The following is a 12,956-nucleotide window of genomic DNA, read 5'->3' as shown; positions in this document are numbered from 1 at the left end:
TTATTGGGATCAAGGATGGCGGCGATTTCCAGGTCTTGACGGCCTTCTTCCAGGTCGCCATTACGAATTTTAGCTAACCCTAAGCCCAATCGCGCCAAGGGCGAGGTGGAATCGAGCTTGACGGCTTTTTCAAAGTTTTGTAGCGCTTCATCCGTGTCCATGCGCAGGAGATAGGAAAAGCCCAAGACGGTTTGGGTCCGTTCCAGGCTGGCATCCAGTTCTGAGGCTTTTTGTGCGGATCGTTTGCTTTCTGCAGTCAAACCTTGTGAGAGTTCAAGCTCGGCCTTGCGCGCCCAGACCATCGCATCGTGTGGAGCGATCTTGACTGCTTGGTCGGCTGCTGTTTGGGCTTTCTCCAGTTCAAAGCGGCCTTGTTCCGCATACGAAAGGGCCGAATAAGCGGTGGCTGAATGGGGATCAGCAGAAATCGCCCGGTTTGCCAAAGTATATGCCTCATCTTTCCGGTTTTGCGTCAGCGCCAGCACGGATTGCAATGCCAATGCTTCGGCATCATTCGGGTTATTTGCCAATAAAGCGTGAATATCTTGCAAGGCAAGCTTATCTTGCCCGGCGGTAAGGCGTATGGCTCCACGTATTTTGAAAAAATATGGCGTTTGTTTTTCAGGCGATAAGCCATCCAGCCGAGATAAAGCGATGTCAACATGACCTAGCCTAAAATCCTGTATTGCCGTATGGATATCACTATCGATTATCGTTGCAACATCGGGATAAGGCAGTAACGGCGGGTAATAAAGCGCCCAGTTGACAGCATCCTGGGGCTTGATGTCAATTTTAGCTTGCGGCGCTTGTCCCAACTGGGCTTGTGCGCCCTGCCCCGGCTTAAGGTGAATGCTGCCTTGCTTATTGAAAAACCTTACGCCACCTTCGTAAACCCAGAGTGAGGCCTTGTTATCATCGACACTCATGGCAAATTCGGTGCCTTCTGGCCCAGCGTTGGCAATCGGCGTAGTGATTTCCAGGCGTTTGGGTGTCCGGCTGATAAAATGCACAAAGCCTTTGAACAAATCCAATAAGGTGGGTTTGTCGGGAGCAAGGCCATTTAATGACAGGACTGTGCCCGCATCGAGACGTAAGACTATCCCGTTAGTCAACAATAATGAAGCTCGGCTGTAGGCTTCTACCCGTACCCGGCTACCTTCACAAATCGTTTCGTTGAGTTGCGCTGGTTGCCATTGGCCTTTGCTGTCGGGATCGAAATACAGCTTGCCTTGCAAGGAAACCAGCTTCGCGGCATATTTATTGGCGCAGTTTTTATCGGCAATATCTGCCTCCGACCAACACAGTGGTGCAAAGAAAACCAGTAATGGAACCGCCAGATAGCGCAAACTTTCTCCCATAAGAGGAAATTTCTGTCTTACCCTTGCGATAATAAATATATTCCTTTGTATTTACAAGCTAATATTCCACTTTACCGTTTAAGTCCTTGTCTTGATGTATGGTGACTAAAAGCTCCCATATGATAACGTTGTGAAAACTAGGTGCTGAACGGTACGGCTGAAAATTAAAACCATCCTATGGAAACACCCTGAATTAACGCAATGAGAGGTTAGCTTTAATCTTTCCAGACAAGCAATGAACGGCATTTTTGTAGGATCGACTTCACATCTAATCACTCCAGAATGATACTGGGCGCTTTTGAATTATTTGACAATACCTTATATTTCTAATATATTGGAAACATGAAAATATATTCTGCCGTCAAAGCCTTGGCTGCCTTAGCACAGGAAACCCGCCTCTCGATTTTCCGAATTCTGGTTCAAACCGGAGAGGCTGGCCTTTCGGCTGGTCAAATTGCGAAAGCATTGAGCATCCCGAATGCAACTTTGTCGTTCCATCTGAAAGAACTGACCAACGTGGGGCTGATTACCGCGCGGCAGGAAAGCCGCTTCATCTACTATGCCGCCAATTTCCCAGCCATGAATGAACTGCTGGGCTTCCTGACTGAAAATTGTTGCGCCGGAAACTCCTGTGGCCCTGCCGTGGTGTGTTGTGACGAAGAATCTTCAACCTCTAACCCTTTATCTTTAACAAAGGAAACTATTTTATGAAACGCTTTCATGTACATGTCGCTGTCAATAATCTCTCCGAGAGTATCCGCTTTTACTCGGCAATGTTCGCCGCTGAGCCTGCTGTAACGAAACCCGATTACACCAAATGGATGCTTGATGACCCTCGGCTCAATTTTGCGATTTCCCAACACGGCGCAAAAGCTGGCCTCGATCACTTGGGCATCCAAGTGGACTCGGGCTTGGAATTGAATGAGTTGAATCAACGGCTCGCCGAAGCCGCCTTGTCGGTTGAAGAACAGAAAGATGCCGCCTGCTGTTACGCCAAATCCGACAAATATTGGTCGATTGATCCGCAAGGTATCGCCTGGGAAGCGTTTCATTCGCTCGCAACAATCCCGACTTTTGGTGAGGATACTGCCGTTACGGTCAAAACAGCGTTCGCCTGTTGCGGGCCATCACTAGGAAGTACATGCCAATGAGCGAACGGGTTTTTAATGTTTTGTTTCTCTGCACCGGCAATTCGGCTCGTAGCATCATGGCCGAAGGTCTGTTGAACAAACTCGGTGCGGGGCGCTTTCGAGCCTATAGCGCGGGTAGTCATCCAACCGGTCAGGTCAATCCTTTCGCACTGGAGCGGTTGCAACTGGAAGGTATCGCCCTTGCTGACGCGCGCAGTAAAAGCTGGGATGAATTCGCCCAGCCTGGCGCACCGGCCATGGATTTCGTGATTACAGTCTGCGACAACGCTGCTGGTGAGGTTTGTCCGGTTTGGCCAGGACAACCGATTAAGGCGCATTGGGGGGTGTTTGATCCGGCAGCGGCTGAAAATGACCAGAAGCACATCGAGTTTGGTAAAGCCTTCGCCGTTCTTGAACGGCGTGTCACGCTATTCACGAGTCTGCGTCCCGAAAGCCTGGAACGGCTGGCGCTTGAACGGCAAGTACGCGAGATCGGATGCATCGGAGAGTCTTAGAGAGTTTTATCGTTCCCACGTTCTGCGTGGAAACGCCGCCAGAGACTCTCCTGCGTCCCGTACTGCGGAGCGGCACAAGATTTGTTCCCACGCCGGTGCGTGGGAACAGTGCGTATTAACCTGATATTATCTTTATCGCACTGGGATGGCGGATCAACATAGACCATCCTCCCCGGTTTTTATTCAGCCAGCCACGGACTTCAAGGTTCCGGCCTCGATAATTATTGATATCCGGGAATAACGGCAGCCACTTTTTTTCGATACGCGCTTGGAATAAACCGGAAAACTCCAGGTATACATATTTTCGGCTACTACGAATGACTAACACTTTCCCCATCAACCTTGTCCAGCCGGAATGTCCGGTTTTGGCTAGACGATCAACGGGTATGACAGCGTATTCTGCCTGTTGCCAAATGCCGCGTTTAGCCTGTTCAGCGCGGTTTCCAGCAGCCACCAACTGGTCTGCGTAGAGTAAATTGGGCGGGTAGATATTGACCGCTGCCAGACCCATTTCAACCAACTGCACATTGATGTGTTCATTGTTTTCGGTAAATAAATGCGCGAGTGTCCGTTTATATTTATCGACCTGTTCAACATCCGACACTAAACGCACATTGTGGTTTTTCAGTTTATCAGTCAACCAGCGCTTGGCGGTTTCCCCACCTGCCTCGGTATCCTGGTTTCGGTGCTGCACTTCCGGCGTATTGATGCCTAATAACCTGATTTTACGCCCATCTTCAAGCCTTACTGTATCGCCATCATAAACACTTTGTACTTTATAATAAGGATAGCCCTGTTTTAATTTAATTTTTTTGCTATTACCGTGTACCCGATCAGAAAAGTGCTTGTCACCGTGTGAATCTTGCCATTGGTAAACATCGGCGCAGGCGGAAACAGCGCAACCCAAAAGCAAGATTAGCAGCAGCTTCATCAAGCGTCGTTTATGGTGATTTAATTTCATTATTTGTCTATTATTGTTTCATTTAAGTAAAAATGAATAACTGATTTAAAATCTGAATTAGAGGACTTGATTAGCAACTGAAGCAAAAAAGTGCGTCATACCCGCCGGGAAGCGGGTATCCAGTGCCAGGGACGGCAAGCTCCGAGCCATCCATGGAGCCTGGATTCCGGCGACCTCCATGGATGGAGGAAGTGCGGAAGAGCATAGGGAATCCTTGCCGCCAATCCCTGCCGGAATGACGGCTTTTAAAAACAGTTGCACGCTATTACTTATTACAAAAAAATCAGATAGGTTTTGTTTCCGCGCTACCGTAGGGGCAATCCCTTGTGGTTGCCCGAATAACCACAAGGGATTGCCCGGGCAACCACAAGGCCTACCCCCAATGCCCACACCATTTGGGTGATTAGTTGTATAAAGCTTAGGTATATAGTCATTTTCATAATCACTTAACTTCTAACCCGACTCAAACCATGCTCACTGTCATTCAACGCGTAACAACCGCTAAAGTTACTGTCAACGACCGCATCGTCGGTGAAATTAACACCGGAATGCTGGCTTTGGTTGCCGTTGCAAAGGACGACAACGAAAAAGCCGCACAACGTTTGCTGGAACGGATCCTCAATTACCGTATTTTCGCTGACGATAACAGACGTATGAATTTGAGTTTGAAGGATATTCAGGGCGGCTTGTTGTTAGTGCCACAATTTACCTTGGCTGCGAATACTGAAAAAGGCAATCGTCCGAGTTTTACCTACGCTGCCAGCCCAGAAAAGGGGCTGCAATTATTTAGCTATTTGCAAACTCTAGCTACGGAAAGCTAGCCCCATGTCCAGTTCGGCGAGTTTGGCGCTGATATGCAGGTCTCGTTGGTCAATGATGGCCCAGTTATACCAATCCCAATAAGTTCTCATATTGTTCCTTCTCCAGAGGGAGAAGGTCAGGATGAGGGATTCAAATAACAATTTATTGGGATTGGTATTACTTTTACCTTGAGAACGTAGGCAGGCAATTCGTAACTCAATTAGAAACCGATTCCAACTATCTGAGCAAAATAGCTTTCTAGTTATAACCTTGTGGATTTTTGACTTGCCACAACCAAGTATCGGCAATCATATCATCAAGACTTTTTTCGGCTTTCCAGTTTAGCTCTTTTAACGCCAATTCGGGATTGGCGAAACACTCGGCAAGATCCCCTGTTCTTCTAGGAGCAAATTTATAATTTACTTTTCTGCCGGTGGCTCTTTCGAAAGTTTCTATTATTTCGAGGACGCTGCATCCCCTGCCAGTCCCTAAATTATAGGCTTTGCAGCCACCCGCAGCGAATTTTTCACCCTGCAAGGCTTGAATGGCTTTGATATGGCCTTTGACCAAATCGACAACATGGATGTAATCCCTGATGCCGGTGCCATCCGGTGTAGGATAATCATTGCCGAAAACGGACAATTGCGCCAATTTGCCGATAGCGACCTGGGCCACATAAGGCATAAGGTTATTCGGTATACCATTAGGATCTTCGCCTATCTTGCCGCTCTCGTGAGCGCCTATGGGATTAAAATAACGCAATAAGGCAATTTTCCAGGGAGATTCGGTGGGTTTGAGACCGTCCGTTGCGGACAGATCCCTGAGTATATCTTCAATCATCGCCTTGGTGCGCCCGTAGGGATTGATCGCGCCTATCGGCAAATCCTCGGTGTATTGGACGTGCTCGGACGCACCGTACACCGTCGCTGATGAGCTGAACACCAGTTGCTTGACATCCGCATCCGCCATAACCTGGATTAACACCAAGGTGCCATAGACGTTGTTGTGATAATACATGAGCGGTTGTTCGCAGGATTCACCGACTGCTTTTAGCCCGGCAAAGTGTATGACTGATGTGATGGGTTCTTTGGCAAACACCTCGGCTAAGGCATTCCGATCACGTATATCGACTTGATAAAAAGCCAGCGGTTTACCGGTAATGTCCTGAACCCGTTTTAATGACTCACAATTGCTGTTCGCCAGATTATCAACCACGACAACCTGATAACCCGATTGCAGTAATTCCACGCAAGCATGGCTACCAATATAACCTGCACCGCCCGTCACCAATACGGTATTCACCATGATACCCCCAGTTAATCAATGAGTTCCAGCTTAACGAGATGTACCCTACGGGTATCCGCCCGAATGACTTCAAAACGCATTTTATCGACGACAAGGGTCTCGCCTTTCTTGGGCATGTGTTCCAACTGGCTAACAATAAAGCCCCCTAAGGTATCGTATTCATCCGTCGCTAACTGCGTGGAAAAATAATCGTCAAACTCTTCTATGGGAGTTAATGCCTTAATCATGTATTCATGATCGCTGCGACGAAAGATATAACCTTCATCTTCCTGATTGTCATGTTCATCTTCTATTTCACCGACTATCTGTTCCAGGACATCTTCGATGGAAACCAATCCGGCAGTCTGCCCATATTCATCAACAACAATTGCCATGTGGTTACCGTTGGTACGCAATTCTTTCAACAGGACGTTTAAGCGTTTGCTTTCCGGCACTACGTAGGCAGGCCTCATGATGTCCTTGACCAACACATTGCTATTGCGCGATAGGTGCGCCAACAAATCTTTGGCTAGCAAAACTCCGACGACCTTGCTGCGGTCGCCATCAATGACCGGGTATCGGGAGTGATTAAACTCTGTCACTAAGGGCAGGATAGTGTCCAGTTCAGCATCGTTGGGAACCACCACCATCTGCACACGCGGGATCATAATATCCCTCACCTGCATCTGGTTAACTTGCAAAACCCCTTCAATCATGATTAAGGCATCGGTATCAAGCAACCTGTTCGTCCGTGCTTCCCGTAATATTTCAAGCAAATCTTCCAGATCCTGCGGTTCACCGGAAAACAGTTGGCTGATTCGATCTACCCAACGTCTCCGGTGGGGGCTGCTACTGGGAGGTTTGTCGTCGCTCATGGCTTGTGTACCTGTAAGTAAGGATTGCTGATATTTAGTGTCTGTAAAATGTTGATCTCCTTATTTTCCATCACTTTAGCCTCATTATTGTCGATGTGGTCATAACTGAGCAAATGCAGTACGCCATGCACAATGATATGCGCCCAATGATGGGTCAACAGTTTTTGTTGCTCCAACGCTTCCCGCTCCACCACCGGCGCACAGACCACCAGGTCGCCCAGCAAATTCAGTCCGATGCCTTCTGGAATCTCTACCGGAAAACTCAAGATATTGGTCGGGCCTTGCTTATGCCGGTACTGTTTATTCAGTTGGGCGCTCTCATGCACATCAACGATACGCACAACAATTTCTGTATCCCGAGTATAACCTTGCAACGCCGCATCAACCCAATGCTGGATTTGTTCTTTATCTGGTTGACCTGGCGAAGAAAAAACGGCCTGCACTTCTACTTGGTTCATTGCCCGATTTTAGACTTCTTTTCATACGCTTCATAGGCGCTGACGATGCGTTGTACCAAAGGATGCCTCACTACGTCGCGGGAGTTAAAAAATGTAAAGCTAATCCCTTCAACGTCTTTCAAAACCTCCAGAACATGCCGTAAGCCGGACATTTTCTCCGAAGGCAAATCAATCTGGGTAATATCCCCAGTCACCACAGCCGTTGAACAAAAACCTACGCGGGTAAGGAACATCTTGATCTGTTCTATGGTGGTATTTTGCGCCTCATCCAGAATAATGAATGCGTCGTTCAAAGTCCTGCCGCGCATAAAGGCCAGTGGCGCAACCTCAATAATGCCCCGGTCGATCATTTTCTCAACCCGTTCCAACCCCAACATATCGTATAAGGCATCGTACAAAGGCCGTAAGTAGGGATCGACTTTTTGCGCCATGTCGCCCGGCAAAAATCCCAGCTTTTCCCCGGCCTCAACCGCAGGGCGTACTAGTATGATTTTTCTGACTTTTTCTGCCTGTAACGCTTCAATTGCACAGGCAACCGCCAAAAAGGTCTTACCTGTTCCGGCAGGCCCCACACCAAAATTAATATCATGCGAGACAATTTTTCTCAGGTAATCCTGCTGATTAGGCCCCCTGCCCTTGATCAAGCCATACTTGGTTTTAATGGCAACAGGCTGTTGCTCGGCCAGTTTTTGCCCATCCAGCAAATCGTCTATGCTGGCATCCTGCATGGCTAAATGGATAAGTTCGGAAGTCAGCTCTTCTTTCTCGGTACTTTCAAATAATGTCTGCATAACCGCACACGCTGCCTTGACCGAATTTTCAAGTCCTGTCACCTTAAACTGGTTGCCACGATTGGCAATTTCGACTTGAAGGCGATGTTCAATCTGCCTTAAGTGGGTATCTAAATGTCCACAAAAGTTAGATAACCTGGCATTATCTGCCGGAGTCAGGGAAATTTCTTCAGATATCATGAATTATGCATAAGCAGTTTGCTTGTTGACTGAGGCTTCAACCAGTCGGCCTCGTAAAGAATTGGGCAGGGCTTCGGCAATCAACACGTCCACAAATTGCCCTGCTAATCTGGGGTGAGCGATAAAATTTACGACGCGGTTATTTTCCGTCCTGCCCTGCATTTGCAAGGGATTCTTTTTGGATTGCCCTTCGACCAAAACAGTTTGCACCGTACCGATCATATTATGGGAAATTGCTGTAGCCATTTCATTAATGCGATTTTGAAAGAGTTCCAACCGTTGTTTTTTTTCTTTCAGAGGCACATCATCAGGCAAATCGGCGGCTGGTGTCCCCGGTCTTTGGCTATAAATAAAACTGAAAGACAAATCGAAACCAATTTCTTCAATAAAAGCCAGGGTTTCTTCAAATTCGATGTCGGTTTCACCCGGAAAACCGATAATGAAATCCGAGGAAAGGCTGATATTCGGCCTGACAAGACGAAGTTTACGTATTGTTTCAATATAATCAGCGCGGGTATACCCGCGCTTCATCATCTTAAGGATATGATCGCTACCGCTTTGCACAGGCAAATGCAGATGATCCACCAACTGGGGAATATCGGCAAAAGCTTCAATCAAGTTGTCGGTAAATTCAACGGGATGCGAGGTCGTAAAACGAATCCGGTCTATGCCTTTTACCGCCGAGACATAGTTCAGGAGCAAGGCAAAATCGGCAATATCGCCGTCCTCCATCTCACCGCGATAGGCATTGACATTCTGCCCTAACAGATTGATTTCCCTCACACCTTGTTTTGCCAGCGAAGCAATCTCGACAATCACATCATTCAAAGGGCGGCTGATTTCTTCACCACGGGTATAAGGCACCACACAGAACGTACAATATTTGCTGCACCCCTCCATCACCGACACAAAGGCTTTAGGGCCTTCTGCCCTGGGTTCCGGCAAGGCATCGAACTTTTCAATTTCAGGGAAGGAAATATCGACAACGGGCTGCTGCTTGCACCGGACTTCATCAAGCAACTGCGGCAAACGGTGCAGGGTTTGGGGGCCAAAAACAATATCCACATAAGGCGCGCGTTTTTGAATCGCCGAGCCTTCCTGACTGGCAACACAACCGCCGACACCAATAATAACATCAGGACGTAACGCCTTGATCTTGCGCCATTTCCCCAATGCCGAAAACACTTTCTCCTGCGCTTTCTCCCTGATCGAGCAGGTATTCAGCAACAACACGTCAGCTTGCTTGGGGTCGTCAATCAATTCAAAACCATGCGAGGCATGCAGGACATCACGCATTTTGTCAGAATCATACTCATTCATCTGACAGCCGTTAGTCTGAATATATAATTTTTGCGCCATATTTCGTTCGGGTTAATCCTCTTGTGTAGCTTGGTGTCGTTCGTAAATCGGTAATTTTGGCCTTATTATAACCTGAATACGAAATAAGCAGAAAATAGACGATCTTGAAACGCCCTACCTCACTACTTACACGCTTTCCTAATTCAATCAAACATCAAACTTGCGTACATAAATCTGTACCAGTACAATAACCTGTACTTTAACTAACAGGAGATTGTCATGGATGCCATGAGCTATTCCGCATTCCGCACCAACCTAGCCAAAACGCTGGATAAGGTGAACGACGACCACACCCCTATCTTGATTACCCGGCAAAACGGGAAGCCTGCCGTATTGATGTCGCTGGAAGACTTCACTTCCTACGACGAGACCGCTTACTTACTGGCTTCTCCGGCCAATAAAAAGGCGCTGCTGGAATCCATAGCCAACGCAGAGGCAGGTAAAACAGTTGTCCGGGACTTGATTGAATTGTAATGCTCTCTTTCGAAGAAGCGGCCTGGGAGCAATATTTATACTGGTGGCAGACCGACAAGGCCGTATTCAAGCGCATCAACACATTAATAATGGACATCCAGCGTCAACCGTTCGAGGGCAAGGGCAAGCCTGAGCCTTTGAAACACCAACTGTCGGGTTACTGGTCACGGCGCATTGACCTGGAACACCGCCTAGTCTACAAAGTGACGGACGGCAACATCCTGGTTGTCCAATGCCGCTACCATTATTAGGGGACTTCCTATCGGTTGAGATTTCAACAAGATACTTGTCACGGAATCCAAATTAATCCAACGTAACACCGTACGAACGGGGCAACATGCCCCACCCTGCATAAAGTGGTATAATTCTAGCATCGTAGCATCGTAGGTTGGGTTGCATGCTTTTCGCAACCCAACATTGACTACTTTTTTGGGCTTCGAAATGTTGGGTTAACGATGAAGCTGTTAACCCAACCTACCCCGTAACTACCGTAACCCACCAATCTAACCCAACCCAACCGTAATCCCATCTACAATTCGCCGCTATTCATAACCTATATTATCGGGCATGGCAATGGCATCGCTGCCCCATGTGGCGGGTAAAATACCTTGCCGAATGTATCGGTGGATGCTGCTGTATGCCCAATCCGCTGGACGCGCCACATAACCATGTTTGACGGGATTGTAATGGATGTAATCAACATGGCGGCTAAAATCGTTTTCGTCGCGGATACGATGCTCCCAAAAACGCCGTTGCCATATCGCTTGTTCACCTTTATGCCGACGACTGGCAAATACGGCGGGACGATCGCTTTCTGCTATTCGCTGGGTAAATGTACGCTTGATATTACGCCAACGTATAGAATAATCGGCATCCCCTTCCGGCAATGTCCAAATGCTGTGGATGTGATCGGGTAATATCACTATGGCATCAACCACAAATGGACGACGCACTCTTTCCTCCTTAAACGCGGTACGCAAACGTGCTACGGCATCTTCGGTATTTAAAAAACGGGCGCGACGAAATGTTACGACAGTAAAAAAATAGGTCGCGCCTTCGGTAAAATCGCGGCGATATTGCATACGCGGTATTTTGTACAACCGGATGGCATTTGTAAACTGTATGATTGGGGTTGGGTTAACGGCTTTACGGCCGTACGGCGGTTCAGTTGTAGGGCGTGGTTAGCCGCGCAGCGCACTGTGCCAAAACAACTACTAATGCTCATGCGCGGCGTAACCCGCCGTATGTGTTGTCCTGCGATATGGCGGATCGCGTGGGATAACCAACTATAGCCGAGTAGGGTGCATTCCATGCACCCAAAAAATGGTGAGTTAACGCACCCTACATGACTTACTCAAGTTTGTGCGTGGAAAACGCGCTCCATAACATGAGGCGGGAGCGTAATGCGGTCAAATAAAGTGGCAGGGTAGAGATAATCCTCACCTGATTCATCAATAACCCGGATTTGATTATGTTTTTCCCCGTCAGCATCCACTATGATTTCATAAAGTTTCCGCATTTCGAGCGAGACTTCATAACCGTGGTTATCAACGCATATAGCAAATTCATGTTTATTCATGGTTGTGTGTCCGTATAACGCTTAATCTTAAATTCTCGTTTGCCGATGCCAGTAGCCTCATACCAGTGGATTTCCGCTTCACGCAACGACCCATCAGCCAAACGCACGGTGGCAAAGCCTTTACGCTTACGCCACAAACCAAGACCATGAATTTTGCGAAGTCTCGGCAGCTCCCTGATACCTGAGCCACGGGCAAAAGTTTAGGGATGCCTGATTTCACCGATAATTTCAAAATCCATGTGCAGATTCTAGCGTAATACTCCGAAACTAGCTAACGTGATTGATGTTTGCATCCTCAACTTAACAGCATTGGGTTTGCAGCCCCACCCTGCATAAAGTGATATAATCTTGGGTTTATTGTAACTATTACCCTGCAATATCACCTATCTACATGCAAGAAATTAACCCCATCAAAAATAAAATCGCTGACCTAAAAAGCCGTGGCGACGCGCTTAGGAGGTATCTTTGACTTTGACAACAAGAGCGAACGCCTGGTTGAAGTCTTAAGGGAACTGGAAAACCCGAAAATCTGGGATAACCCGGAACAGGCGCAAGCCTTGGGCAAAGAACGTGGGCAATTGGAAATTGTCGTCAATACCATCCGCGACTTGGAACAAGGCATGTCCGATGCCGAAGAATTATTGATGATGGCAATCGAGGAAAATGATGAGGCCACCGTTGATACCGTCGTCGATGATCTGGCCGATTTTGAAAAAAGAGTCGCAGGCCTGGAATTCCGCCGTATGTTTTCCGGCGAAATGGATGCCAATAATGCCTTTTTGGACATCCAATCCGGTTCAGGCGGCACGGAAGCACAAGACTGGGCATCCATGATCGAACGCATGTACTTGCGCTGGGGCGAAAGCAGAGGCTTTAAAACCGAATTGATCGAGGAATCGCCCGGTGATGTCGCTGGCATCAAAAGTGCCACCATAAAATTTGAAGGCGACTATGCGTTTGGCTGGCTACGCACGGAAACTGGCGTACATCGACTGGTGAGAAAGTCGCCGTTCGATTCCGGCAACCGCCGTCATACCTCTTTTGCTTCCGTTTTTGTATCGCCGGAAATTGATGACGATATTGATATCGACATCAACCCTGCGGATGTACGCGTGGATGTCTACCGCGCCAGTGGCGCGGGTGGTCAGCACGTTAACAAGACCGAATCCGCCGTGCGCATGACCCACAACC

General features: G+C 47.9%; 15 protein-coding genes and 2 pseudogenes. 7 read left to right on the top strand and 10 right to left on the bottom strand.

What is annotated here, in order from left to right; translation table 11 throughout:
• The coding region (locus tag ACLQ6D_RS17550; RefSeq protein ID WP_411728600.1) for a FecR domain-containing protein at window positions 1–1,358 on the bottom strand (1,358 nt) is incomplete at its 3' end.
• A gap of 342 nt (window positions 1,359–1,700) precedes the next feature.
• Here ACLQ6D_RS17550 and ACLQ6D_RS17545 point away from each other — a divergent pair.
• The 3 genes from ACLQ6D_RS17545 to ACLQ6D_RS17535 are packed head-to-tail and all read left to right on the top strand — an operon-like array spanning window position 1,701 to window position 3,003.
• Window positions 1,701–2,069 (top strand): ArsR/SmtB family transcription factor, encoded by a 369-nt coding sequence (locus ACLQ6D_RS17545; RefSeq protein ID WP_411728598.1) that lies wholly within the window; start codon window positions 1,701–1,703, stop codon window positions 2,067–2,069.
• On the top strand, window positions 2,066–2,509 hold the full coding sequence (locus ACLQ6D_RS17540) for an ArsI/CadI family heavy metal resistance metalloenzyme (RefSeq protein ID WP_411728597.1): 444 nt from the start codon (window positions 2,066–2,068) through the stop codon (window positions 2,507–2,509). The genes ACLQ6D_RS17545 and ACLQ6D_RS17540 overlap by 4 nt, the downstream gene beginning before the upstream one ends.
• Window positions 2,506–3,003 (top strand): arsenate reductase ArsC, encoded by a 498-nt coding sequence (locus ACLQ6D_RS17535; protein ID WP_411728596.1) that lies wholly within the window; start codon window positions 2,506–2,508, stop codon window positions 3,001–3,003. The genes ACLQ6D_RS17540 and ACLQ6D_RS17535 overlap by 4 nt, the downstream gene beginning before the upstream one ends.
• A 115-nt stretch (window positions 3,004–3,118) precedes the next feature.
• Here the strand turns inward: ACLQ6D_RS17535 and ACLQ6D_RS17530 are convergent, their stop codons facing one another.
• Together ACLQ6D_RS17530 and ACLQ6D_RS17525 are read right to left on the bottom strand one after the other, a co-directional pair.
• Window positions 3,119–3,964 carry a thermonuclease family protein gene (locus tag ACLQ6D_RS17530; RefSeq protein ID WP_411728595.1) on the bottom strand — a complete coding sequence of 282 codons (846 nt, stop codon included), beginning with the start codon at window positions 3,962–3,964 and terminating at the stop codon, window positions 3,119–3,121.
• Window positions 3,965–4,021: 57 nt separating this feature from the next.
• Window positions 4,022–4,225: a hypothetical protein gene (locus tag ACLQ6D_RS17525; protein ID WP_411728594.1), complete on the bottom strand. Its 204-nt coding sequence runs from the start codon at window positions 4,223–4,225 to the stop codon at window positions 4,022–4,024.
• Window positions 4,226–4,434: 209 nt separating this feature from the next.
• On the opposite strand from ACLQ6D_RS17525, the pseudogene dtd reads away from it, so the two are divergent.
• Window positions 4,435–4,923, top strand: a pseudogene (dtd, locus tag ACLQ6D_RS17520) (D-aminoacyl-tRNA deacylase).
• A 100-nt stretch (window positions 4,924–5,023) separates the two neighbouring features.
• On the opposite strand, the gene galE reads toward dtd, so the two are convergent.
• The 5 genes from galE to miaB are packed head-to-tail and all read right to left on the bottom strand — an operon-like array spanning window position 5,024 to window position 9,712.
• Entirely contained in the window at window positions 5,024–6,070 is a 1,047-nt protein-coding gene (galE, locus tag ACLQ6D_RS17515) for a UDP-glucose 4-epimerase GalE (protein ID WP_411728593.1), read from the bottom strand.
• An 11-nt stretch (window positions 6,071–6,081) separates the two neighbouring features.
• Entirely contained in the window at window positions 6,082–6,924 is an 843-nt protein-coding gene (locus ACLQ6D_RS17510; RefSeq protein WP_411728592.1) for an HlyC/CorC family transporter, read from the bottom strand.
• Window positions 6,921–7,382, bottom strand: a complete 462-nt coding sequence (gene ybeY, locus ACLQ6D_RS17505; protein WP_411728591.1) for an rRNA maturation RNase YbeY — start codon at window positions 7,380–7,382, stop codon at window positions 6,921–6,923. The genes ACLQ6D_RS17510 and ybeY overlap by 4 nt, the downstream gene beginning before the upstream one ends.
• Complete coding sequence (locus ACLQ6D_RS17500; RefSeq protein ID WP_411728590.1) at window positions 7,379–8,353, bottom strand: PhoH family protein; 975 nt, start codon at window positions 8,351–8,353, stop codon at window positions 7,379–7,381. Before ACLQ6D_RS17500 ends, ybeY begins: the two co-directional genes overlap by 4 nt.
• Window positions 8,354–8,356: 3 nt before the next feature.
• A complete protein-coding gene (gene miaB / locus ACLQ6D_RS17495) occupies window positions 8,357–9,712 on the bottom strand; it encodes a tRNA (N6-isopentenyl adenosine(37)-C2)-methylthiotransferase MiaB (protein WP_411728588.1) in 1,356 nt (451 codons plus the stop codon).
• A gap of 219 nt (window positions 9,713–9,931) precedes the next feature.
• On the opposite strand from miaB, the gene ACLQ6D_RS17490 reads away from it, so the two are divergent.
• Window positions 9,932–10,186, top strand: a complete 255-nt coding sequence (locus tag ACLQ6D_RS17490) for a type II toxin-antitoxin system Phd/YefM family antitoxin (protein WP_411728587.1) — start codon at window positions 9,932–9,934, stop codon at window positions 10,184–10,186.
• On the top strand, window positions 10,186–10,437 hold the full coding sequence (locus ACLQ6D_RS17485; RefSeq protein ID WP_411728585.1) for a Txe/YoeB family addiction module toxin: 252 nt from the start codon (window positions 10,186–10,188) through the stop codon (window positions 10,435–10,437). Before ACLQ6D_RS17490 ends, ACLQ6D_RS17485 begins: the two co-directional genes overlap by 1 nt.
• Before the next feature lie 291 nt (window positions 10,438–10,728).
• Here ACLQ6D_RS17485 and ACLQ6D_RS17480 read toward each other — a convergent pair whose 3' ends face one another.
• Both ACLQ6D_RS17480 and ACLQ6D_RS17475 read right to left on the bottom strand, forming a co-directional pair.
• Window positions 10,729–11,268: an REP-associated tyrosine transposase gene (locus ACLQ6D_RS17480; protein WP_411728584.1), complete on the bottom strand. Its 540-nt coding sequence runs from the start codon at window positions 11,266–11,268 to the stop codon at window positions 10,729–10,731.
• 272 nt (window positions 11,269–11,540) lie between these two features.
• A complete protein-coding gene (locus ACLQ6D_RS17475) occupies window positions 11,541–11,765 on the bottom strand; it encodes a hypothetical protein (RefSeq protein ID WP_411728582.1) in 225 nt (74 codons plus the stop codon).
• Window positions 11,766–12,156: 391 nt separating this feature from the next.
• Here ACLQ6D_RS17475 and ACLQ6D_RS17470 point away from each other — a divergent pair.
• A pseudogene (locus ACLQ6D_RS17470) lies at window positions 12,157–12,956 on the top strand (PCRF domain-containing protein); the annotation flags it as partial.

The organism is Methyloglobulus sp., from assembly GCF_046714055.1.
In the GTDB taxonomy this organism is placed as follows: domain Bacteria; phylum Pseudomonadota; class Gammaproteobacteria; order Methylococcales; family Methylomonadaceae; genus Methyloglobulus.
The sequence above is the reverse complement of the archived record's forward strand: the minus strand, read 5'-3'. Positions and strand labels throughout refer to the sequence as shown.